Below are 23,118 nucleotides of genomic sequence, written 5' to 3'. Positions count from 1 at the left end.
CAAAAATTCGCGAAAAAACGAATTTATTCCAACTGATATAAAACTGGAGTGACTTGATGTCCGCTGCACCTCCCTCTCCTCAGGTCATTCCTGAAACCACCGTCAACGGCCAACGTGGCAAAGCCCGACGGATTCTACTGTCACTCGCCGGCGTGGCGCTGTTGGCCGGGCTGGCGTGGGGCGCCTGGTGGTGGCTCACCGGGCGCTTTATCGAGACCACCGACGACGCCTATCTGCAAGCCGACAGCATCAGCGTGGCGCCGAAAATCAACGGCTACGTCGCCGAGGTGCTGGTGGCCGACAACCAGAACGTGAAGCGTGGCGACGTGCTGGTGCGCCTGGATGCGCGCAAATACCAGGCAGTCAGTGACGAAGCCTCGGCGACGATTGCGGCCCGCGAGGCCGACTTTGCCAAGGCCCAGGCCGACCTCGTGCAACAGGACTCGACCATCGCCGAAGCCCGCGCCCAACTGCAAGGCGCCCAGGCCGACGCCCAGCACGCGCAAACCGAAGTCGCACGTTATGCGCCGCTGGCGCGTTCCGGGGCCGAGCCGGAAGAACGCCTGGCGCAGCTCAACAACCAACTCGCCCAGGCCCGCAGCACCGTGGCCGCCAAGCAGGCCGCGTTGCGCTCCAGCCAGACCCGCTACGGCACCCTCGAAGCCCAGCTCAAGCAAGCCCAGGCGCAACTCGGCGTGGCCAAGGCCAGCGAGGCCCAGAGCCAGCTGGATGTGGACGACGCGGTGATTCGCAGCCCGCTCGATGGCCGCGTCGCTGATCGCGGTGTACGCGTCGGCCAATACGTGCAGCCAGGCACACGCTTGTTGACCGTGGTGCCGGTGAGCGCGATCTACCTGACCGCCAACTACAAGGAAACCCAGATCGGCGAGATGCGCGCCGGGCAGACCGTCACCGTGCATGTGGACGCACTGCCAGGCCATGATATTCAGGGCCACATCGACAGCCTGTCCCCCGGCACCGGCGCCCAGTTCGCGTTGCTGCCGCCGTCCAACGCCACCGGCAACTTCACCAAGATCGTGCAGCGCGTACCGGTGCGGATTTCCCTGGATGTACCGGATGACAACGTGCGCCAGGCACTGGTGCCCGGCTTGTCCGCCACCGTGGAAGTCGACACCCGCACCCACAAGGCAGACGCCAACCATGGCTGAAGCCATCTTGACCGAAGTGCCCGCGGACAAACCGCGCAACGCTTCGCTGACCGACTGGATCGCAGTCGCCGCCGGCTCGCTGGGCGCGTTGCTGGCGACCCTGGACATCTCGATCACCAACTCGGCGCTGCCGCAGATCCAGGGCCAGATCGGCGCGACCGGTACCGAGGGCACGTGGATCGCCACCGGTTACCTGATGTCGGAAATCGTCATGATTCCCCTCGCCGCCTGGCTGACCCGGGTATTCGGCCTGCGCCGGTTCCTGATCGGCACCGCGTTGATGTTCACGTTTTTCTCGATGTTCTGCGGGCTCTCCTCAAGCCTCGGCGCGATGATCGCCGGGCGTATCGGCCAGGGTTTTGCCGGCGGCGCGATGATCCCGACCGCGCAGACCATCGTGCGCACCCGCCTGCCTGCCCATCAGTTGGCAATCGGCACCACGATGTTCGGCATGACGGTGATCCTCGGCCCGCTGCTGGGCCCGGTGATTGGCGGCTGGCTCACGGAAAATATCAACTGGCGCTGGTGCTTCTTCATCAACTTGCCCGTCAGCATTACCTTGATCACCTTGCTGATCACCGGCCTGCCCAGCGACCGCATGAACCTCCAGCAATTCATCAAGGCCGACTGGCTGGGCATCATTGGCCTGGCCATGGGCCTGAGTTCACTCACCGTGGTGCTGGAAGAAGGCCAGCGCGAACACTGGTTCGACTCGAAGTTGATCATCTGGTTGAGCATCACGATGGTGATCGGCTTCTTCCTGATTGCCGTCGGGCAAGTCCGCTCGAGTACGCCGATCCTGCGCCTGCAACTGGTGCTCAACCGCAGCTTTGGCAGCGTGCTTCTGATCGCCACGGCGGTCGGCGCCGGGCTCTATGGCACGGCGTACCTGGTGCCGCAGTTCCTCGGCATCCTGTCGGGCTATAACGCGCAACAGTCGGGTTCGATCATGTTGCTGTCGGGGATTCCGGCGTTCCTGCTGATGCCGATACTGCCGCGAATGCTTGGCCGCCTGGACCTGCGGATGATGGTCGGAGTGGGTTTGTTGATGTACTGGGCCAGCTGTTTTCTCGACACCCAGCTCACCGCCCAGAGTGTCGGCCATGATTTCTACGGGTCGCAGATCCTGCGGGGCTTCGGGCAGATCCTGGTGATGATGCCCCTCAGCCAACTGTCGATGCGCTCGGTGGAAACCCGCGATGCGGGTGACGCGGCCGGGCTCTACAACATGTCACGCAACCTCGGCGGCACCTTGGGGCTGGCGCTGCTCGGCGTACTGATGGACCGGCGCAGCCACTTCCACGACGACATGTTGCGCGAAGGCATCCAGGCCAACACCCAGTTGACCCAGGATCAAATGGCGAGCGATACCGCCAGCTACCTGGCGCAAACCGGCGACCCGTCCACCGCCTCGCTGCAGGCCCTCAGTCATCTGGCCAACGACATCGCCCAACAAGCGGCGGTGATGGCCTACAACGACGCGTTCTACGTGCTGGGACTCGCCATGCTGGCGTGCCTTCCCCTGATCTTCATCCTGAAAAAGCGCGCGGCGCAGGCAGGCCAACGAACATGATTTATCGCTCACTTCCCTTGCTCTTCACCGTCGGCCTGCTGACGGCGTGTACCGTGGGGCCGGACTACCAGGGCGCGCCGGATGCCGCGCCAAAGACCCTCGCGGCCGGGCGCTTGCCCCACGCCGACATAGGCCTGCCGCGCACACCCGCGGTCGCCCAGTGGTGGCAAGCCCTGGGCGATCCGCAGCTCAACCAATTGGTGGCCCAGGCCCTGCAAAACAGTCCGGACATGGCGACCGCCCAGGCGCGCCTCAAGCAATCGCGAGCCAGCCTGAGTGGCGCCAACGCCAACGCCCTGCCCAAGATCACCGGCGATGCAGCGATGCTGAAGCTGCGCTCCCCCGACACCTCGGCGCTGGGTGGCAGCAGTGGCGGTGGTCGCGGGCCATTGAGCCTTTACCTCGCCGGCTTTGATGCCAGTTGGGAGGCCGACCTGTTCGGCGGCACCCGGCGTGCAATCGAGGCGGCCCAGGCGGAAAACGACGCCTCGCAGGCGCAACTGGCCGATGCCCAGGTGCAACTGGCAGCCGAGGTGGTGCAGACCTATGCCGACGTGCGTGACCAGCAGGCGCGACTGGCACTGGTGGACGCCAGTGTCGAGATTGAGGAACAGGCGCTGGACCTGACCCAGCAGCGACGCAGCCGTGGCGTGGCCTCGCAGTTACAGCTGGAGCAGGTCCTGACACAGGCCGAAAACACCCGGGCCCAACGCCTGCCGCTGCAAGCGTCAATCGTCGAGGCGATTGACCAGTTGAACCTGCTCTGCGGCCTGGAACCGGGCGAGCTGGACGCGAGCCTCAACACTCCCCGCGCCCTGCCCGCTATCCCTAGCCAGGTACCCTTTGCCGACCCGGCGGCGATCCTGAAAGCACGCCCGGATATCCGGGTGGCCGAGCGCCAACTGGCTTCCAGCAACGCGCAGATCGGCGAGAAAACCGCCGACTGGTTTCCCAAGCTCAGCCTGATGGGCGACTTGTCGTTCTCGGCGGCCGATCCCGGGCACCTGGCGCGCAAGGACAGCGGCACCTGGCTGCTGTTGCCGCGGCTGACCTGGAACGCATTGGATTTCGGCCGGGTGGCGGCCAGTGTCAAAGGTGCGCAAGCCGGGCGCGACGAGGCCCTGGCCCATTACAAAAGCGTGGTGTTGAGTGCGTTGCGTGATGCGGATGTGGCCCTGGCGCGGTATGGCAACCAGCGGCAGAACGTGGTGCTGCTGCGTAACGTGGAATCTTCGGCAGTACGGGCTGCGGACCTGACGCGCCAGCGTTATAAGGCAGGTACGGCGAGCACGCTGGATTGGCTGGACGCGGAACGTACGCGGTACCAGGCGCAGGAAAGCCGGATTTCCGGGGATGCGCTGTTGCTCAAGGACTTTGCGTCATTGCACAAGGCGCTGGGGTTGGGATGGACGTTGTGACAAATAACCCGAGTGACCACTGACCTGTGGCGAGGGGGCTTGTCCCCCGTTGGGCTGCGCAGCGGCCCCAAAAAAGAGGGACTGCTACGCAGTCCAACGGGGGACAAGCCCCCTCGCCACAACAAGCCCTCTCACCACAGGTACGGTGTCAGCTTTTAATTGGCCGTATTGGCCCGCGCCGCGTGCAGCTTCTTGTAGCTGTCGATCAACCGCAGGTGCCGGTCCAGCCCTTCCAGCTTCATGCTCGTCGGCGTCAAACCATAGAACCGCACACTGCCATTCACCGACCCAATCGCCGCGTCCATCCGCTCGTTGCCAAACATCCGGCGGAAATTCACTTCGTAGTCCGCCAGTTCCAGGTCTTCGTCCAGCTCCATCTCCAGCACCGCATTCACAGCCTGATAGAACAAGCCGCGCTCGACGGTGTTGTCGTTGTACTGCTGGAACATCTCCACCAGTTCCTTGGCTTCTTCAAACTGCTGCAGGGCCAGATAAATCAGCAGCTTCAATTCCAGGATGGTCAGTTGACCCCACGCCGTATTGTCATCGAACTCGATGCCGATCAAGGTGGTGATGTCGGTGTAGTCGTCCAGTTCGCTTTCCACCAGGCGCTCAACCAACCCCTTCAATTCCGCTTCGTCGAGGCGATGCAGGTTCAGGATGTCCTCGCGGAAAAACAGCGCCTTGTTGGTGTTGTCCCAGATCAGGTCGTCGATCGGGTAGATCTCCGAATAGTCGGGCACCAGGATGCGGCAGGCGGTCGCGCCGATGTGCTCGTACACCGCCATGTAGACTTCCTTGCCCATGCCTTCGAGGATGCCGAACAAAGTGGCGGCTTCTTCGGCATTGGAGTTTTCACCCTGGCCGGAGAAGTCCCATTCGACGAACTCGTAATCCGACTTCGAGCTGAAGAAGCGCCACGACACCACGCCGCTGGAGTCGATGAAGTGCTCGACAAAGTTGTTCGGTTCGGTCACCGCATGGCCTTCAAACGTCGGCTGCGGCAGATCGTTCAGGCCTTCAAAGCTGCGGCCTTGCAGCAGTTCGGTGAGGCTGCGCTCCAACGCCACTTCCAGGCTGGGGTGCGCGCCGAACGAGGCGAATACGCCGCCGGTGCGTGGGTTCATCAACGTCACGCACATCACCGGGAATTCACCGCCCAGGGACGCATCCTTCACCAGTACCGGAAAGCCCTGGGCTTCCAGGCCCTGGATACCGGCCAGGATACCGGGGAATTTCGCCAGCACTTCCTGCGGTACATCCGGCAGCGCGAATTCACCTTCGATGATTTCGCGTTTTACCGCGCGTTCGAAGATTTCCGACAGGCACTGCACTTGCGCTTCAGCCAGGGTGTTACCGGCACTCATGCCGTTGCTGAGGTACAGGTTCTCGATCAGGTTGGACGGGAAATACACCACCTCGCCATCGGACTGGCGCACGAACGGCAGCGAAACAATGCCGCGTTCTTCGTTGCCGGAGTTGGTGTCATAGAGGTGTGAGCCGCGCAGCTCGCCGTCACGGTTGTAGATGTGCAGGCAATGCGCGTCGAGTATCTCCGGTGGCAGTTCGTCCTTGCGGCCCGGCTTGAACCAGCGCTCGTCCGGGTAATGCACAAACGCCGCGTTGGCGATGTCTTCACCCCAGAACTGGTCGTTGTAGAAGAAGTTGCAGTTCAGCCGCTCGATAAACTCGCCCAATGCCGACGCCAATGCGCCTTCCTTGGTCGCGCCCTTGCCGTTGGTGAAGCACATCGGCGAGTGCGCGTCGCGGATATGCAGCGACCACACGTTGGGCACGATATTGCGCCACGAAGCGATCTCGATCTTCATGCCCAGGCCCGCGAGAATGGCCGACATGTTGGCGATGGTTGTTTCCAGCGGCAGGTCCTTGCCCGCGATGTAGGTGCCCGCGTCGGACGCCGCGCTCGGCATCAGCAATGCCTGGGCATCGGCATCCAGGTTTTCCACTTCCTCGATGACAAACTCCGGCCCGGCCTGCACGACTTTTTTCACGGTGCAGCGGTCGATGGAACGCAGGATGCCCTGGCGGTCTTTATCGGAGATGTCCGCCGGCAATTCGACCTGGATCTTGAAGATCTGGTTGTAGCGGTTTTCCGGGTCGACAATGTTGTTCTGGGACAGGCGAATATTGTCGGTAGGGATGTTGCGGGTTTCGCAGTACAACTTCACAAAGTAAGCCGCACACAACGCCGACGACGCCAGGAAGTAATCGAACGGACCGGGGGCCGAGCCATCGCCCTTGTAGCGAATAGGCTGGTCGGCCACCACGGTGAAGTCGTCGAACTTGGCTTCAAGTCGAAGGTTGTCGAGAAAATTGACCTTGATTTCCATGCGGGATTACCAGAATAGCGAGCAAAATATGGCCGCCATTATCCGGGTTTCGAGGCGTAAGTCTTGTGCTTTCGGGCCTGGCCGATCGTTGGCGATGGGTATCAGCCGTGTTGAAAGTCCGCAATCTGCTGCCACATCGCGATCGGGTTGGAGTACATCGGGAAGTGCCCGCACCGGGCAATCGGCGCCAACCGCACGCCTTGCGCCTGGATATGCGCCAGGTACGACAAATGGGCATTCTGCTCGCCGTACATGAACATGCGCGGGCATTCCAGGCCGAGGAACTTGCCCATCAAGTCGGCGTTATCCGACAGTTCGACCATCGACTGGAAGATCCCCCGCACCGCCCCGGCACGCACCTTGTGCCGCAGGCTCGCCGAATACAGCGCGCTGGCGTAGGCCGGTGCCTGCCGGGTGCGCTCGATAAAGGCGCTGAAAAACGCCGCGGGATCGTCCGCGGGGTAGTCGACGATCTGCCGGCTGAGAAAGCAGTCTTCCGGGGCGATATTGCCTTCGATATCGACAAAGCTCAGCACCCGGCCCGGGAACTGGTGCGCCAACATCAGCGCGGTAAGCCCGCCCATGGAGTGGCCTACCAGATGGAAGCGCTCGATGTTGAAATGCTCCAGCACCTGCAAGGCGGTTTGCAGCAGGAACGAGATGGAGATCTTCGACAGGTCATCGCAATGGCTCTCACCGCAACCCGGGGCGTCATAAGCCAAAAATGGATGACCGTCGAAGGCAGGTTGCTGGACGATGTCGGCGTAGTCTTCCTTGGTCGAGCCAAAGCCATGCAGGAACACGATTGGCGCCAGGGTACCCGCGCGGTGGATCGCGGCGATGTTCAACGGTACATCGTCGACCGTCTGGAGAAGCCGTGTATGGGTGAACGGTTCGGGTGACGACATAGTGTTGATTCCTCGAAAGACGACCGCACTGGACGGATTAGCTGCCCAAAGCCGCCAATTTCAAGGATATTCATACCGGTGTAAATTCCCGATTCAAGAAGGCATTCATAGGCCAATCGTATGAATCATGGCATTGCAGCGTGGTATCTGCAGTACATACAACCACCACGGGGAAGAGCGGCACGATGATCCACGCGATAATGGTCGATGTAGACGGTGTACTGATTAACGGGCGGCCTGCAGATGGCAGGCCTTGGGCATCTGAGATTGAAGCGGATCTGGGCATCAGTAACGCCGATTTGAACCGCGAGTTTTTTGGCCCCTACTGGAGCGACATCATCGTCGGACACTCGGGGCTTGCCGAGCAACTGAAGCTGGCACTGGCGCGACTTACGCCGTCCGTTCCCCACGAAGACTTGATTGCCTATTGGTTTGCAAGTGACGCCAGGCTAAACCGGCCGTTGCTGGAAGCACTCGCCCAACTGCGCGAGAGAGGTACGAAGGTCTTCCTGGCGACCAACCAGGAGCACCTGCGGTCGGCCTACCTGATGGATCAACTTGGCCTCGGCCCGCACGTTGACGGCATCTATTATTCGGCGGCACTGGGCAGTCACAAGCCTGAACGGGACTTCTTTGAACAGACAGCCGCTCTCTCGGGCTTCGCTCCAGAGCAATTGCTGCTGATAGACGACACCCCTGCGAATGTCGTCGCGGCAAGGCAACTGGGCTGGAATGCGGTGCTATGGACAGCGGGCAGCTCCCTGTCTGCGGAACTGGTCAAGCTCCAGGCTGAGGGCGTGAACCTCGCACCGCCCTCATAGGCCTGTTGCGGCCTTACTCAATCACCGCCGATCAGCCACCCAGTTCACAGACAACGACGCCCTACCCCGCACTCAATCCCCACAACACGTCCAACACATGTTGCGTAGGCCGCTCAACCTCCCCGGCGCGATGGGCGATCCCCAGTTGCCGCCACAGCAACGGTTGCAACGGCCGCATCGCAATCCGGGTGTCGTGCAAGGGCGTGGACGCTTCATGGGGCAACAACGTGGCCCCGTAACCGGCGGCGACCAGGCTTTTGATTGCGTCGTTGTAATTCAGCTGAATACGCGCCGTCGGCTGGTAGCCGTCATTGGCAAACCACTCCGAGGTCAGGCGCGAAAGCCGGGTGGTGTTGTCATTCAGGATTAACGGCTGGGCAGCCAGCCAGGCGGGTGTTACCACCTCGGGGCATTCCCGGCGCGCCGGTAAAAATGCCATGACCGGGTCGCGCCGCCAGGGCTCGATCCGCAAGCCCTTCACCGGTGCCTGGGGCAGCGCCACCAGGCCGATCTCCAGGGCGCCCTCGGCCAGCTTCTTCAATGTGTCCTGCGACGTGAGCACCGCCACCTGCACATCAATGGCGGGATGATGTTGGCTCAAGGTTTCCAGGGCTTGCGGCAGCAACTGTGCGATGGCTCCGGTTGAGGCTCCCAGACGCACCCGCCCCGCCAGCCCCTGCACCTGTCGCTCCACGTCTTCAAGCGCCTGCTCGGCATCCGCCAACAAGCGGCGCGCGCGCTCCACCAGGGTTTCGCCAATCGCTGAAGGCTGCACCCGCCCACGGGTACGCGATAGCAGCTTGCCGCCCACTCGCGCCTCCAGGTCGGCGATGTGCAGGCTGACGGTGGGTGGCGCCAGGTTAAGCATGCGGGCGGCCTCGGCGAACGAACCGAGGTCGGCAATCGCCACCAACGTACGCAGGCGGTCCAGGCTGATTTCGCGCATGGGTCAATCCTCGTTCATAAAATCTGAACTTCATCGTTTGGAAATTCAACTTTTCCTATCCTAGCGGCTGGCCGAAGATTGGAACACCTGATTTCCTATCCGAGTGCATCCCATGGCAAATCCTCTTGTATTCATCGACGGCGACCAAGGCACCACCGGGCTACAGATCCATCAACGCCTGCGCGACCGCACCGATCTGCAACTGATCACCCTCAGCCCTGAACACCGCAAGGACCCGCAGCAGCGCGCCGAGATGATCAACGCCTGCGATATCGCGATTCTCTGCTTGCCCGACGACGCCGCACGGGACGCCGTCGCCAGCATCCACAATCCGGCCGTGCGGGTGATCGACGCGAGTTCGGCACACCGCACTCATCCCGACTGGACCTACGGTTTCGCCGAGATGAACCCGCAACAGGCGCAACGCATTGCCACGGCGCAGCGGGTGAGCAATCCCGGTTGCTATCCCACCGGCGCGATTGGTTTGTTGCGCCCGTTGCTTGAGGCCGGGCTGCTGCCCGGGGACTACCCGACGACCATTCATGCCGTCTCGGGCTATTCCGGCAAGGGCCGCGCCGGGGTGCAGGAGCATGAGGGCGCCGACGCCTCACAGGCGCCCGCGTTCCTGGTGTATGGGCTGGGACTGGCACACAAGCATGTGCCGGAGATTCAGCAGCAAAGCGGGCTGACGCAGCCGCCGCTGTTTGTGCCGGCCTACGGGGCGTTCCGCCAGGGCATCGTGCTGACCATCCCGCTGCAACTGCGGCTGTTGGCCCCGGGCGTGGACGCCGCGCGGTTGCATGCCTGCCTGACGCAGCACTACCGCGATACCCGTCACGTACAGGTGCTGTCGATGCAGGCTGCGAGGGAGTTGACCTACCTCGACCCTCAAGCGCTGAACGGCACGGACGATGTGCGTTTGATCGTGTGTGAGAACCACGAGACGGGCCAGGTCCTGCTGGCGGCGGTGTTCGACAACCTCGGCAAGGGCGCCGCAGGTGCCGCCGTGCAAAACCTGGACTTGATGATCAAGCCGAGACCGTAGCGATAAAGGCGCGCAGGTCCGCCAGCATCAACGCCGGCTGCTCCCAGGCCGCGAAGTGACCGCCGGCGGGCATCTCGCTCCAGTGCACGATGTTGAAGGTCTTTTCGGCAAATGAGCGCGGCGGCGGCACGAACACCGGGTCACGAAAGGCGGCAAATCCGGTCGGCACCTGGATGCGGGTGCCGGCCGGGAATTTTGACGATCCCTCAAGGCGCTTGCCGTGATACATCCATGTCGCGGTGACCATGGAAGACGGTGCGAGATACAACATGATGTTGGTCAGCAGTTGCTCCTCGGTAAAGGTGCCCCAGAGATCCGGACTGCCATGGGCGGCAGTGGGCAGATCGGCCCATGTGCCGATTTTTTCGAGGATCCATCCCGCGGCCCCCACCGGGCTGTCGGCCAGCGCGACACCCAGGGTCTGCGGGCGGGTTTCCTGCTGGTGGTTGTAGCCGGTTTCCCAGTCGATGAGCACGTCACGCCGGGCGATGAAAGCCTCCTCCTCCGGCGTGGTCGCAACGGTGCCCTGGGCCAGCAGGTCGGCCATGTTCAGGTGAATCCCCAGTAAGGCTTCGGGCCGATCATGGGCCATCCAACCGGCGATGCCCGAACCCCAGTCACCGCCCTGAACGATGAAGCGGGTTGGCCCGAACAGCCGGGCCATCAGCCCATGCATGAGTTCGCCCGCCCGACGTGGGCCAATCACTCCGGTGATCGGCCTGGAGAATGCAAACCCCGGAAGCGACGGCACGATCACATCGTGTCCGTCAGCCGCCAGCGGTTCCAGCAGCGCCTCGAATTCCAGGTACGAACCTGGCCAGCCATGGAGCAGCAGGATCGGCGGCCTGGAACCGTCGCCCCGCACATGGACGAAGTGCAGGTGCTCGCCCTCAATCTCGGTGATGAAGTTGGGCAATTGGTTGAGGTGTTTTTCGACCCGGCGCCAATCATAGGATTCCAGCCAGTAAGCGACCAGGCGCTGAAGGTCGCGCACGCCTACGCCCGACTTCCACCCTCCCAAATCGGGAAGCTGGGTCCAATCGTAGGCGGCGACTTTGTCGCGGATGGCCACGAGGCGTTCGTCGGGGATATTGATGGTGTAGGGCAAGATCATGGGATTCTCCTGGTGAGTTTCCGTATTACATTGCTTTACGCAATACTGAACCCGACAAAAACCGATGTGAACCCCATTACGCCGCTCAAGGCCTTTGCGAAAAACGCACAAGTGAGTTTCCCGTGGACATAACGGACGAATTGGAAATCTTTACCCTCGTGGCCGAGACCGCGAGTTTCTCGGCGGCCGCGCGTCGCTTGAACCTTGCCCCCTCCTCCATCGCGCGGGTGCTGGACCGCATGGAAGCCCGGCTGGGCGTACGCCTGTTGCTGCGAACCACGCGCTCACTGACCGTGACCCCGGAGGGCGCCGCCTACCTGTCGTGCGCCCGGCGGATCCTCACGGACCTGCGGGAAACCGAACAGCAGATTACCGACCAGAGTTCACCCCGCGGGCGCCTGCGGGTCAGCAGTTCGCTGCTGTATGGCAGGACCTTCGTGATCCCGTTGTTGGGCGAGTTCATTCAGCGTTACCCGGACATCCTGGTGGACATCAACCTGACCGACACCGTGGTCGACATCGCCGCCGGGCAAGCCGACGTCGCAGTGCGATTGGGCCCGCTGCCCGACAGCAGCCTGACGTCCCGCCGGCTGGGCGCCACCCACAAGGTCATCATTGCTGCGCCGAGCTATCTGGCACGACGCGGCACGCCGCAGGTGCCGGAAGACCTGCTGGATCACGACTGCATCGGTTTCAACTTCAAGCGTGCGGCGCCCACCTGGCCGTTTCGCAAGGATGGCCACGACTATTCACTGACGATCAAGGGCCATGTCGAAACCAATAACGGTGACACCCAGGGCCAATTGGCGGCCGAGGGCATCGGCATCGCGCGGGTCTGCGCCGAGACCGTGGCGGACGCCATTCAGGCGGGTCGGCTGGTGCCGCTGCTGGAGGCATTCAATCCAGGCGATGGCGAAGAGATCCATGCCGTGTTCCTCGGCGGTACCCACACGCCGGCGCGGGTCCGGTGTTTTGTCGACTACCTGGTTGAGCGGTTCCAGTAGGCGCGAAATTGCATGATTACTCGGCAACGAGTTCGACGTAGCTCGACTCCCCGCCTCCCGTCGCGCCCGACAACCAGCCCCAGACGAAGGCCAGGGTGGTACGCCCGGCGTCATCCACGCCTAGCGTGCCCCGGGACCAGCCGGCAAGAATCTCGCCCTCGGTGGTCAGGCACTGGTACAGCAACTCGATGGTATCGGGGCCTGTGGCGCGCCCGACTTGATTGCCCATGCGAATCCGGCCGCCCTGGTAGGTGCCCCATATGGCGTTTTCATCGACGTGGTAATGAAACACGGTGCCTGTACCGGACACACCATGGGTGTTGCCCGCGACGATAAACCGGCGGTTGTCCAGGCGTTCGCTGATTTGGCAAAAGGCATTTGGCATTGACAGGCGCTTCCTTGGTCGAGAGGGTTCATTCCGGGGCGCCCAACCTACCTCATATGGCTTTTGTCGGTCATGTAAAACCTGCACAATTGTGGGCTTTCCCGCGACAGGACGTCCCTTCATGCAACGCATCGTGATTCTCGGTAATGCGGGCAGCGGAAAATCCACCCTCGCCCGCGCCCTCGGACAACGCCTGGGCCTGCCCGTGGTGCACCTGGACACCCTGTTCTGGTCGCCCGGCTGGGTCGAGCCCGACGCCGAGCAGTTCCGTACCCGCGTGCGCGACGCCGTTGCCGCCGATGGCTGGGTGTGTGAAGGCAACTATGCGCGGCGCACGTTCGACCTGCGCCTGCCCCGTGCCGATTTGATCATCTGGCTCGACACGCCACGGCTCACCTGCTTTACCCGGGTGATCCTGCGCAGTGCGCTGAACCGCCCGCGCCCGGATATTCCCGCCGGCTGTACCGAGAAACTCGACCGGGAGTTCCTGACATTCCTGAAGTACGTGTGGACGTTTGATCGCGGCCACCGGCCAGGTATCGAGGCGGTGCGGTTGGCGGCAGGCCCGTCGGTGCCCGTGGTGCACTTGCGCGGTGGCCGGCAGATCGCCGAGTTTCTCGAGCGCTTGCCCGCAGCATCTGAAGGCTGCCTTGAATAGAGGGAGCAGGAGCGTTGGCCGCGATAGTGGGTCGTCTTGCCAGTGAAGAAATCATTGATGGCAAGACTTCCACCGCCCTCGGGCCATGCCGTCCTGACAGGTTTTTTCAACTGTAGGATCTTGTTGGCAGCCGCTCCCTCGTGCGACCTGAAGAAGCCCCTATCTGGACCTCAGGTACCGATAGAGCGTCTGCCGACTGATTTCAAAATCACGCGCCAATTTGGATCTACTTTCTCCTGCAGTGGCCCGGTCAATCAAGTTTACAACCTGATTGTCAGACAGCTTTTTCTTGCGACCTCTATAAGTCCCACGATTCTTTGCACTGGCAATTCCCGCCGCCTGTCTTTCCCTCATCGCAGCGCGCTCGAACTCTGCAATCAGCTCCATTACCGCAATGATCGACTCCACGACTTCAAGACAGTCATGCCGGAAAACCAGGTTTTCGTTCAAACACTCCAGCGTGACCTGCTTTTCAATCAACCGGCGAATGATGGCGCACAGCTGCTCCGTGCTTGAAGTCAGCGCTGCCATGCTGTCCACCACCACGGTATCCCCGCACTGCAGGTAGCGGAGTAGCCTTTCCAGGCCTGCAGGATTCGCGGCATTGTCTGCCGGCTCATCGCAAAACACGGCATCAAATACATCGTCGCTTGTTATTTTCTCTACGCCACCCTCGGGCTCTTTTAGAGCGCGCCGAAAATATTTGATGCGATGCAATCTCATGGTGCCTCCTTGGCAATACTTGTACAGCGTCATTTTATACTTGTACAAACTGTAACTAAATCATCAATTCCTTACACCGCACTTGTAACACTGAACCCACCCAAAATACACAGTTGCAAAGAGTTGAACTTCCCTTATCATTTTGAAGCATGGAATTCTAACAAGCTTTTCGCAAAAAAGTCGATTTCGTATTCCTTGAATGCCCCGTGCAATTCAAGCAACCCATATGAGTATCTACTGCTTTACAGCTCCAACAATTGACATGACCGGCTTGACGCGGCTGTTAATTTCTCGATGCAATCAGAGGATGAATGGATGAATGTCTTGGAAGGCGCCATCGAAATTGATCGCCCAACTACCGATCAGGAAAAGATTGATAAGGTAACCCGCAGTATTACCGATCATGGGAACTACCTGCGAAAGCGTTATCCGATCCTGCAGCACCAGGATGCTCTGGGCGCGAGTGTCATGGCGTTTTCCCTGATAGGGATGGTCATTACGGGAGGGCTCTATCTAAAGGGTTTTATCCCCGCATGGATGTGTATTCTGGTCAATGCGCTGCTGACTTCGTTCATTCATGAAATCGAACATGACCTGATTCATCGCCTTTATTTTAGAAAACAGCCGCTGGCCCATAATGCCATGATGCTCTTCTGCTGGCTGGCACGCCCGGGTATGCCCAGCCCGTGGCTAAGACGCAGTCTGCACTTTCATCACCATAAGGAGTCCGGAACTGATTCTGATGTTGAAGCCTGGATCACCACGAGCGGCAGTCCTTGGGGAATACTGCGATTACTGAAACTGGTGGACGGCTTTGTATTTGGTTTTCTAAATGCGGTGTTTGCCCCTGGATGGCGGCAAAAGGTAAAATTGTTAGGCAAGATCATTCGGCTCAATACACCATTCGGGCTTCTGTATTGGGGGTGCTGGCATGTGTTCCTCGGCTACCACCTGTATGTCTGGCTTGGGTCAATTACCGGGATGGAGGTTCACAGTTCAGCTACGACGCTGGAATTAATGGATATCGTCAATAGCGCAGTGGTTATTCTTATAGCGCCCAATATGATACGGCAGTTCTGCCTGTTCTTTATAAGTTCAAATATGCACTATTACGGCGATGTTGCCCCGCGTAACGCATTACAACAAACCCAGGTGATGAACCCTTGGTGGCTGTGGCCGTTCCAGTTGTTCTGTTTTAACTTTGGCAGCACTCACAGCATCCATCACTTCGTGGTGAGAGACCCGTTTTATCTGCGTCAGATGACGGCACCTCATGCTCATAAAGTCATGGCCCAGGCCGGTGTCAGGTTCAATGACTTCGGCACCTACAAACGAGCCAATCGCTTTTCCATGGAGCACTCCCAAACTCGGTCTCGTGGGTGAATTCCTCCACAACCATTATCCGTGTTCGGCAAGTATCAAGGGCCGCACTTCAAATACGAGGACGTTGAGGTATGAAAGCGCAAGGGATATGTGCGAAGCAGTTTGAAGCGGTCAAGCAGGCCTTCGAGGACATGTTCGATGATCCGCAGGAACGTGGGGCCGGCCTGTGCGTGCAGGTAGGCGCAGAGATCGTTGTCGACCTGTGGGCCGGCATGGCAGACCAGGCGGGCACGAAACCCTGGACCCGCGATACGCTGGCCAATACCTTCTGCGTAATAAAACCCTATGTCGCGGTGGCCGTCCTGATGTTGGTTGAGGCGGGCAAGCTGGAGCTGGATGCACCCGTGGCCCGTTACTGGCCCGAGTTCGCCCGGAGCGGGAAAGCAAAGGTCACCCTGCGCCAGGTGATGAACCATACCGCAGGCCTGCCGGCGCTGCGGGGGCCCGACCACAACCCCATGATGTATGACTGGGAGCATATGCTGCGACTGCTGGAGGCCGAGCCGCTGTGGTGGGAACCGGGAACGGACCTGGGCTACGGCACCACCACGTTTGGCTGGATCCTCGGCGAGTTGATTCGCCGGGTGGACGGACGAGATCCCTGTGTGTTTATCCACGAAGAGATTCTCGATCCCCATGAGTTGGACGTGCACCTTGGCGTGAGCGAAGAACACTTTCACCGTATCGCGCGTTTCGACAGTGCCACGGGACGAGTCGGTGACCCTTACTCGCAGGCGTTGCGAACCGTGGTGAAAAACGAGCCGTCGCATATCGCGACGCTCGCCTTCACCAACCCCGGAATGGTGCCCAGACGAACCAGTGACCCTCGCTGGTGGGCCTACCGGCAACCCGCCGTGTGTGGACACGGTTCGGCTCATGGCCTGGCCGGTTTCTACAGTGCATTGATGGCAGGAAACTTTATCGGTCCCGAGCTGCTTACTGAATTCCGCCGTGAGCACAGTCATGGCATGGATCGAGTATGGATGCGCCCCATGCGTTATGGATTGGGTTGCATGCTCGAGCAGCAACGCGACCCGACGGCTTCCCATGCAATGGGCCCGAACACCTTTGGCCATATCGGGCTTGGTGGCCCGATCAGTTTCGCTGATCCCGAAAAACAAGTGAGCTTCGGTTTTGTCACCACGACTTCGGGCAGCCATTCGATGATTGATCCACGCCCCCGCCGACTTTCATCCCTAGTCTATGCGGCGCTTTGAAGGCAAGGGGCGGATCTGTTCATCTGAGGCTTTCAAGGGGGCGCACTACTGCCGAATGCAACGCAGCAAGTTTGTGGCAAGACACAAGTTGCTGATGGCAAAACGAAACCTTCCCCTCCCGGCCAACAATGAGTCATTGGCTTATGAACGAAGGCTGGTACAACGACGACATGATTTATTTATAAATAAATTCATACGCCTCGATATAAGAACCTATATTGTTTGAATGAGCAGTCACCCACACTGCATTCATGCCTGTCTTTCTTTGATCGTTGAATTCCGACTGAGTGGTACAAAGCGCAACCCAGCGCTCAGTCTTTAAATCCTTAATCCGCAGACCCGCCTCACAACGACTGAACTTTCCAACGTAGGGCCCCGGAGTCACCAGCTCGTAAGGTGACGCATACTGAACAATGTCGCCGGGCAACAGGTACGTAATGACGTCATAACTGTGCAAGGACAAAATCAGACCCAGGCAAAAACCACCAAAAAAAGATTCTCCAACACGGTTCGGGTTTCTTACAGCCGGACGATAGTAGGTAGCCCTTGCAGCAAAAAAGAGTCCAACCAGACAACCAATGACTATATAGGTCGTCCACTCGGGAATCGATGGCATTAAAACCGTTCGCATTACAATGCGACCGGCCCAGAGCGTATAAGCAATCCATGTTCCAAATAACAGACACACCACCAACAACAAGGTTCTTTTTTTTGATTTGTTTTCAAATGAAGGATATTCCATTCCCTGCCTACTCTATTTTTAATTCCCGGGAAAAGCGCTTCGTGCTTCACGCCAACTTCCTTTACCCGATTGGCATGCCGGGCATATTAACGAATGAGCGTCATGGTGACCGATCTATTTACCCACGACTCACAGACATGGCCAGAGCGCCATCGGTTCTACCCATTAGCGCAAATTGTTCAACCGCCTCACATCCCTTATCCTCGTGGCCTTACCTGCCAGCGCCCGCCGGAGCCCCCCATGGACCTCGCCACCCTCACCCTCTTCCTCCCGGCCTGCTTCGCCCTGAACATGGCGCCAGGCCCGAACAACCTGCTGTCCGTGAGCAACTCCACCCGCTACGGCTACCGCACTTCGTGCCTGGCAGGCGTCGGGCGACTGCTGGCCTTTGCCGGGATGATCGCCCTCGCGTCCGCCGGGCTGGCGGTGGTGCTGCAAACCTCGGAGTTGTTGTTCTACGGGATCAAGATCCTGGGGGCGGCGTATCTATTTTATCTGGCGTATCAACTGTGGCGGTCCAATCCGCACGCGGAGGCTGAGTCGACGGCGCCCAAGGCGGGCTTGTGGGCCTTGGCGCGACAGGAGTTCCTGGTGGCCGCCGGCAATCCCAAGGCAATCCTGATTTTTACCGCCTTCCTGCCGCAATTCGTCGACCCGGCACGTCCGATCACGCCGCAATTTGCCCTGCTGGGAGCGATGTTCCTGGCGCTGGAATGGTTCGCCATCAGCGCCTACGCCTATATGGGTTTGCATATGCGCCGCTGGTTCGCGCAGCCTCGGGGCAAGCGGATTTTCAACCGCTGCTGTGCGGGGTTGTTGTCGGCCGCCGCGACGGTATTGCTGATGGCGCGCAGGGCCTGAGCACTGCGAAAAACCGGCGAAAACGCTTACAATCGCCGTCTCACCGCAACTCAGGCAGGCCAGTTCGCCCATGGCGCTCGACCCCATCACCATACTGGTCCTCACCATCGCACTGGCAGGCGCCGCCGCGCTGTACCTGGCCGTCGAGTGGCGCAATGTCCGCGAGCCATCGCTGCTGTACTGGACTGCCGGTTTCGCCATCATCAGCGTGGGCAGCACCCTGGCGCTGTTGCGGGCCAGCGGCCTGCTGTTGATCGGCATCTGGTTCGCCAACGGGTTGCTGATCACCGCCCACTGGCTGTTCCTGCTGGGCGTTGCGCGTTTCACCCAGGTGCGCCTGTCTCGCGCCTGGTACCTGATGTTCGTGGCCTGGTTTGCCATGCTGCTGTTGCCGGAAGGACAGTCGTGGTCCAGGGCCATGCTGCTGGCCAACTCGCTGCTGGTTGCCCTGCCGACCCTGCGGGCCAGTTTCCTGTTGCGCCCCCATGGCCGATCACTCAGCGTGGGCGCGGTGCAACTGCGCTATGTGCTGCTGGCCCACGGGCTGTTCTATCTGGCCAAGTCGCTGGTGGCGATCGTGCCGGGGACACTGATCGACCTGACGGCGTTTCGTGGCGAGATCATTCAGGTGTCGCTGGTGGAAGGCGCCATGGCGATCATGCTGATTGCATTGTCGATGACCGGCACCGAGCGCTACCGCCGTGAGGAACAGATTGCACGGTTGGCCGCCCGCGACCCGTTGACCGCGCTGTACAACCGCCGCGCCCTTGAAATGCGCGCGCCGAGCCTGCTGAGCGAGGTCTCGCAGGCCCGGCCGGGTGCCCTGCTGTTGATCGACATCGACAATTTCAAGCTGATCAACGACCTGTACGGCCATACCGCGGGCGACCGGCTGCTGGTGGCCCTGAGCGAGATGATTCGCGCGCAGTTGCCCGATGATTCGCTGGCGGCGCGGTTGGGTGGCGACGAGTTCGTGATCCTGCTTAATGACACCTCGAACGCGCGCATTGTCGCGCTGGGCAGCGCTCTGCGCGAACAGTTTCATCAGGCTGCCTCGCAGGCGTTCGCCACGCCCGAGGCGGTGACATTGAGCATCGGCGCCAGCCTGTTCGACACGCCGCCCGCCAGCCTCGCTGCCTTGATCGAGCAAGGCGACGCGGCGCTGTATGAATCCAAGCGCGGTGGACGCAACCGTATTCGTCTGGTGGACCGGACTGCGGTGGGCGCCGATTGACTCAATCGGTGCATCAACCTTTAAGCGCCGCTTCAATCCCCGCAATATCAATCCTGGTCATCCCCATCATCGCGTCAAACGCCCGCTTGGCCGCTGCCGGGTCGGGATGGGTGATCGCCGCGCTCAGTACACGCGGGGTAATCTGCCATCTCACACCCCATTTATCCTGGCACCAGCCGCAGACGTTTTCCTGGCCGCCATGGCTGACAATCGCGTGCCACAAGCGGTCGGTTTCCGCCTGGTCGTCGGTGGCCACCTGGAACGAAAACGCCTCGTTGTGCTGCACGCCGGAGCCTCCGTTCAGCCCCAGGCAAGGAATACCCATGACGGTGAATTCCACCGTCAATACATCGCCCTGTTTGCCCGCCGGATAATCCCCGGGGGCGTGATGGACCGCGGTCACTGCGCTGTCCGGGAAGGTCCTGGCGTAGAAGTTGGCAGCGTCCAGTGCACTGCCGTCGTACCAAAGGCACACCGTGTTTTTGCTGAGCATGAGTGTTCTCCAGCGTGGAGGTTCGGACTTGCAGTGTAGTACCGCTACCGACAAGAATGCGTTCGCGTCCTGACATGAACCCAAACGGTGCAGAGAATGAGTAATGGTGTAAGGATCGACCCGCGAATCATCCCGGTTCCGCGGTCCATCAGCCCCGAGGCCCAGGCGATGCTGCAACGCATGGTGAACGCCGATGGCGTGCCGCTGAACAGCCTGTACACCCTGCCCGCACCCGATGACCACGCTGGCTGGCGCCGCATGCAAGCCGCAGTTGCCCAACAGTACGCGGCGTCCCAGACGGGACAGACGGCAGACCACGTTGAGACATTCACCGTGGAAGACGCCACGGTGTACCGGGCGACGCCGGCATACGGGGCCGAGTTCGCCTATATCGACCTGCACGGCGGCGCCCTGGTGTTCGGCGGCGGCGAAAACGCCCGCCTCGCCGCCGGCAAGCACGCCGACCTGCACAACCTGACCTGCTACGGCGTGGACTACCGCATGCCGCCTGACCATCCGTACCCGGCGGCACTCGATGACTGTCTGGCCACCTACCGGCATGTGCTGAAGCACCACACCCCGGACAAGATCGTGATCGGCGGACGCTCGGCCGGAGGCAACCTCGCCGCTGCCATGGTGCTGCGCGCCCGCGACGAAGGCTTGCCGCTGCCGGCCGCGCTGGTATTGCTGTCACCTGAAGTGGACCTGACCGAATCGGGCGACAGCTTCCAGGTCAACCGCACCGTCGACGTGGTGTTGCCCAACCCGCTGATGAGCACCAACCTGCTGTACGCCGCTGGCGCGGATTTGTCTCACCCGTACCTGTCGCCGCTGTTCGGGGATTTCGCACCAGGCTTCCCGCCGACGTTCGTGCAAAGCGGCACCCGCGACCTGTTCCTGTCCAACGCCGTACGCCTGCACCGGGCGCTGCGCCGGGCCGAGGTACCGGTGGAACTGCACATCTTTGAAGCAATGCCCCACGGCGGCTTCATGGGCGCGCCGGAAGACGCAGAACTGTCGGCAGAGCAGGTGCGTTTCGTGCGCCACTGGTTGAACCGCGACTGATCGCCGTGAGTTGACACACCCTGTAATAATCCATAAAGATAAGCGCCTTCTTCAGGGTGTGTCCTCAATGTCTGCAACGACCTTCAACTTTTCCGTCATTGGCTTGATTGCCAAGGCGCAAGGTTGCGTTGCGCACGCCCTCAAATCGAAGAAACAGTCGCTCATGTGACCGGGGCGCGCTGTCCCGTCAGATGAGCTGACAGGACATTGAGCGCGAAGGCCCCCTCCTCTTGCTTACTTCCCTCTGCCCTTCTGACGGTGACGAAATCGGTCAACCATCAGGAGAAAGCGCATGTCATCGTTTCAAGGTATCTGGGTTCCCGTCGTTACACCGTTTCATAACGGCGTTATCGACTTCATCGGCTTGCGCCGCCTGGTCTGCCATCTGCTGGAACAAGGCGCGGCCGGGATCATGGTCTGTACCACCACCGGCGAAGCCGCAGCACTGAGCCGCCGTGAGCAGTTGGCGATGCTGGATGCCGTACTGGAACTGGTACCGCCGCAGCAGGTGGTAATGGGCCTGGCGGGGTATAACCAGATTGAGCTGCTGCAGTTCCAGAGTGAAATTCTGCAACGCGCGGTGGCCGGTTTGCTGGTACCGCCGCCGAGCTACATCCGCCCGTCCCAGGCGGGCCTTGAGGCGTTCTTCCGCACCGTGGCCGATGCGTCCAGTGTGCCGATCATTCTGTATGACATTCCCTACCGCACCGGTATCGCCTTCGAACAGGCGACGTTGCTGAACATCGTCGCCCATGAACGGATCGTCGCGATCAAGGATTGTGGCGGCAACCTGGCCAATACCCTGGCGCTGCTGGCCAGCGGGAATGTGGATGTGTTGTGTGGCGAGGATGTGCAGATATTCAACGCGCTGTGCCTGGGAGCGACCGGCGCGATTGCCGCGTCGGCGCATGTGCGTACCGCGGATTTTGTGGCGCTGCATCGACAGGTTCGCGACAACCGGTTGCTGGCGGCTCGCGAGACGTTTTTCGGGCTGCTGCCGTTGATTCACACAATGTTCGTGGAGCCCAATCCGGCGCCGGTGAAGGCCGCGCTGGCGATGGAGGGTTTGATCGGCAGTGAGTTGCGGGCGCCGATGTTGGGGGCGAGTGAGACGGTGACAAATCGGTTGCAGCAAGTATTAGGCGTGCGGCAATAACCCGTGGCGAGGGAGCTTGCTCCCGCTGGGCTGCGCAGCAGCCCCAATTCAGGCACCGCGTTTTCGCCAGGTAAAATGGGGTGACCGGTTTTGGGGGCGCTTCGCACCCCAGCGGGAGCAAGCTCCCTCGCCACAGGGGGCGGGCTGACTCGTCGATACGAGGGCTTATCCTCTCGCCACCGCCAACCGATGCAACGTGATCTTGCGCACCTCCTGCTTGCTCACCTCAATGTGAGTCTTGAGCAATTGCTGCGCCAGATCGCGGTGCCGTGCCGAGATCGCATCGAGGATGCTTGCGTGTTCCTCATAGGTCGCTGCGATACGTGATTGCTGAGTGAAATCCAGCCGCCGAATGATGCGGATTTTCTCGGTTATCTCGTAATGCATGCGCGCCATTTCAGCGTTGCCCGTGGCCTGCACCAACCCGCAGTGGAACTCCTCATCCAGCGCGCAGACGACCTGTGCGTCATCCAGACGCGCACTTTCGTCCACCCGCCAGATCGCTTCAAGCCGTTCAAGCCCCTGCTCCGCCATGCCACACAAGCGGCTGACGGCGGCCAACTCCAGCACGATTCTTACGTCGTAAAGCTCTTCGAAATAGTTGAAGTCGAACGGCCGCACCTGCCAGCCACTCCTGAAAAACACCTCCAGGTACCCTTCCCGCTCCAGCCGATACAGCGCCTGGCGCACCGGCGTGCGGCTGGCCTGCATGCGCTCGGCCACGTCACCTTCACTGAAGCGATCACCCGGCAGCAGGCGAAAGCCAAAAATGTCGTCCTTCAACTGCTGGTAGACCCGTTCCGCCAGGCTGTCCGGCCGTTCGCCGGGTTTTCTCGTGGTTGAGAGCTGCAT

General features: G+C 60.8%; 22 protein-coding genes. 13 read left to right on the top strand and 9 right to left on the bottom strand.

Annotated elements, in window-relative coordinates; all coding sequences use genetic code 11:
- The first annotated feature begins 56 nt into the window (after positions 1-56).
- Genes HX821_RS08345 through HX821_RS08335 form a run of 3 tightly spaced genes read left to right on the top strand, consistent with a single transcriptional unit; the run spans position 57 to position 4,160 of the window.
- Complete coding sequence (locus HX821_RS08345; RefSeq protein ID WP_177035584.1) at positions 57-1,169, top strand: HlyD family secretion protein; 1,113 nt, start codon at positions 57-59, stop codon at positions 1,167-1,169.
- Positions 1,162-2,742, top strand: coding sequence for a DHA2 family efflux MFS transporter permease subunit (locus tag HX821_RS08340; protein ID WP_177035583.1), 1,581 nt, complete (start codon positions 1,162-1,164; stop codon positions 2,740-2,742). The genes HX821_RS08345 and HX821_RS08340 overlap by 8 nt, the downstream gene beginning before the upstream one ends.
- A complete protein-coding gene (locus tag HX821_RS08335; protein WP_008436338.1) occupies positions 2,739-4,160 on the top strand; it encodes an efflux transporter outer membrane subunit in 1,422 nt (473 codons plus the stop codon). The genes HX821_RS08340 and HX821_RS08335 overlap by 4 nt, the downstream gene beginning before the upstream one ends.
- A gap of 155 nt (positions 4,161-4,315) precedes the next feature.
- Here the strand turns inward: HX821_RS08335 and HX821_RS08330 are convergent, their stop codons facing one another.
- Together HX821_RS08330 and HX821_RS08325 are read right to left on the bottom strand one after the other, a co-directional pair.
- Complete coding sequence (locus HX821_RS08330; RefSeq protein ID WP_087695051.1) at positions 4,316-6,511, bottom strand: OsmC domain/YcaO domain-containing protein; 2,196 nt, start codon at positions 6,509-6,511, stop codon at positions 4,316-4,318.
- 101 nt (positions 6,512-6,612) lie between these two features.
- On the bottom strand, positions 6,613-7,419 hold the full coding sequence (locus HX821_RS08325; RefSeq protein ID WP_177035582.1) for an alpha/beta fold hydrolase: 807 nt from the start codon (positions 7,417-7,419) through the stop codon (positions 6,613-6,615).
- Positions 7,420-7,604: 185 nt separating this feature from the next.
- On the opposite strand from HX821_RS08325, the gene HX821_RS08320 reads away from it, so the two are divergent.
- Entirely contained in the window at positions 7,605-8,240 is a 636-nt protein-coding gene (locus HX821_RS08320) for an HAD family phosphatase (protein WP_177035581.1), read from the top strand.
- Between the two features lie 61 nt (positions 8,241-8,301).
- On the opposite strand, the gene HX821_RS08315 is transcribed toward HX821_RS08320, so the two are convergent.
- On the bottom strand, positions 8,302-9,186 hold the full coding sequence (locus HX821_RS08315; protein ID WP_087695047.1) for a LysR family transcriptional regulator: 885 nt from the start codon (positions 9,184-9,186) through the stop codon (positions 8,302-8,304).
- Between the two features lie 112 nt (positions 9,187-9,298).
- Between HX821_RS08315 and argC the strand changes: the two genes are divergently transcribed.
- Positions 9,299-10,231: an N-acetyl-gamma-glutamyl-phosphate reductase gene (argC, locus tag HX821_RS08310; protein ID WP_177035580.1), complete on the top strand. Its 933-nt coding sequence runs from the start codon at positions 9,299-9,301 to the stop codon at positions 10,229-10,231.
- Here argC and HX821_RS08305 read toward each other — a convergent pair.
- Entirely contained in the window at positions 10,215-11,345 is a 1,131-nt protein-coding gene (locus tag HX821_RS08305) for an epoxide hydrolase family protein (protein ID WP_177035579.1), read from the bottom strand. The two genes, argC and HX821_RS08305, sit on opposite strands and share 17 nt — an antisense overlap.
- Before the next feature lie 122 nt (positions 11,346-11,467).
- On the opposite strand from HX821_RS08305, the gene HX821_RS08300 reads away from it, so the two are divergent.
- Complete coding sequence (locus HX821_RS08300; RefSeq protein WP_003215146.1) at positions 11,468-12,349, top strand: LysR family transcriptional regulator; 882 nt, start codon at positions 11,468-11,470, stop codon at positions 12,347-12,349.
- A gap of 16 nt (positions 12,350-12,365) precedes the next feature.
- Here HX821_RS08300 and HX821_RS08295 read toward each other — a convergent pair whose 3' ends face one another.
- Complete coding sequence (locus tag HX821_RS08295) at positions 12,366-12,734, bottom strand: hypothetical protein (protein WP_008436319.1); 369 nt, start codon at positions 12,732-12,734, stop codon at positions 12,366-12,368.
- A 121-nt stretch (positions 12,735-12,855) separates the two neighbouring features.
- Here HX821_RS08295 and HX821_RS08290 point away from each other — a divergent pair, with 121 nt between their 5' ends.
- Positions 12,856-13,392 carry an ATPase AAA gene (locus tag HX821_RS08290; protein WP_003215142.1) on the top strand — a complete coding sequence of 179 codons (537 nt, stop codon included), beginning with the start codon at positions 12,856-12,858 and terminating at the stop codon, positions 13,390-13,392.
- A 159-nt stretch (positions 13,393-13,551) separates the two neighbouring features.
- On the opposite strand, the gene HX821_RS08285 is transcribed toward HX821_RS08290, so the two are convergent.
- The gene (locus HX821_RS08285) at positions 13,552-14,115 is read right to left on the bottom strand and encodes a recombinase family protein (RefSeq protein WP_177019791.1); all 564 of its coding nucleotides are present in this window, start codon (positions 14,113-14,115) and stop codon (positions 13,552-13,554) included.
- Positions 14,116-14,430: 315 nt separating this feature from the next.
- Between HX821_RS08285 and HX821_RS08280 the strand changes: the two genes are divergently transcribed.
- Both HX821_RS08280 and HX821_RS08275 read left to right on the top strand, forming a co-directional pair.
- Positions 14,431-15,498, top strand: a complete 1,068-nt coding sequence (locus HX821_RS08280) for a fatty acid desaturase (RefSeq protein WP_177035578.1) — start codon at positions 14,431-14,433, stop codon at positions 15,496-15,498.
- Between the two features lie 71 nt (positions 15,499-15,569).
- On the top strand, positions 15,570-16,715 hold the full coding sequence (locus tag HX821_RS08275; protein ID WP_177035577.1) for a serine hydrolase domain-containing protein: 1,146 nt from the start codon (positions 15,570-15,572) through the stop codon (positions 16,713-16,715).
- A gap of 175 nt (positions 16,716-16,890) precedes the next feature.
- Here HX821_RS08275 and HX821_RS08270 read toward each other — a convergent pair whose 3' ends face one another.
- A complete protein-coding gene (locus HX821_RS08270) occupies positions 16,891-17,457 on the bottom strand; it encodes a hypothetical protein (RefSeq protein WP_177035576.1) in 567 nt (188 codons plus the stop codon).
- Between the two features lie 240 nt (positions 17,458-17,697).
- Here HX821_RS08270 and HX821_RS08265 point away from each other — a divergent pair, with 240 nt between their 5' ends.
- A complete protein-coding gene (locus HX821_RS08265; RefSeq protein WP_177009454.1) occupies positions 17,698-18,318 on the top strand; it encodes a LysE family translocator in 621 nt (206 codons plus the stop codon).
- A gap of 70 nt (positions 18,319-18,388) precedes the next feature.
- Complete coding sequence (locus tag HX821_RS08260) at positions 18,389-19,552, top strand: GGDEF domain-containing protein (protein WP_008436297.1); 1,164 nt, start codon at positions 18,389-18,391, stop codon at positions 19,550-19,552.
- A gap of 13 nt (positions 19,553-19,565) precedes the next feature.
- Here HX821_RS08260 and HX821_RS08255 read toward each other — a convergent pair whose 3' ends face one another.
- On the bottom strand, positions 19,566-20,045 hold the full coding sequence (locus HX821_RS08255) for a VOC family protein (protein ID WP_087695027.1): 480 nt from the start codon (positions 20,043-20,045) through the stop codon (positions 19,566-19,568).
- 96 nt (positions 20,046-20,141) lie between these two features.
- Here HX821_RS08255 and HX821_RS08250 point away from each other — a divergent pair, with 96 nt between their 5' ends.
- A complete protein-coding gene (locus HX821_RS08250) occupies positions 20,142-21,110 on the top strand; it encodes an alpha/beta hydrolase (protein WP_177035575.1) in 969 nt (322 codons plus the stop codon).
- Positions 21,111-21,402: 292 nt separating this feature from the next.
- Positions 21,403-22,266 (top strand): 4-hydroxy-tetrahydrodipicolinate synthase, encoded by an 864-nt coding sequence (gene dapA, locus HX821_RS08245; RefSeq protein ID WP_177022605.1) that lies wholly within the window; start codon positions 21,403-21,405, stop codon positions 22,264-22,266.
- Between the two features lie 165 nt (positions 22,267-22,431).
- Here dapA and HX821_RS08240 read toward each other — a convergent pair whose 3' ends face one another.
- A complete protein-coding gene (locus HX821_RS08240) occupies positions 22,432-23,118 on the bottom strand; it encodes a GntR family transcriptional regulator (RefSeq protein WP_087695021.1) in 687 nt (228 codons plus the stop codon).

Origin of the sequence: Pseudomonas sp. B6001 (genome assembly GCF_013386015.1) — a bacterium.
Lineage (GTDB): Bacteria > Pseudomonadota > Gammaproteobacteria > Pseudomonadales > Pseudomonadaceae > Aquipseudomonas.
This window is presented reverse-complemented; position numbering and strand designations above follow the sequence as displayed.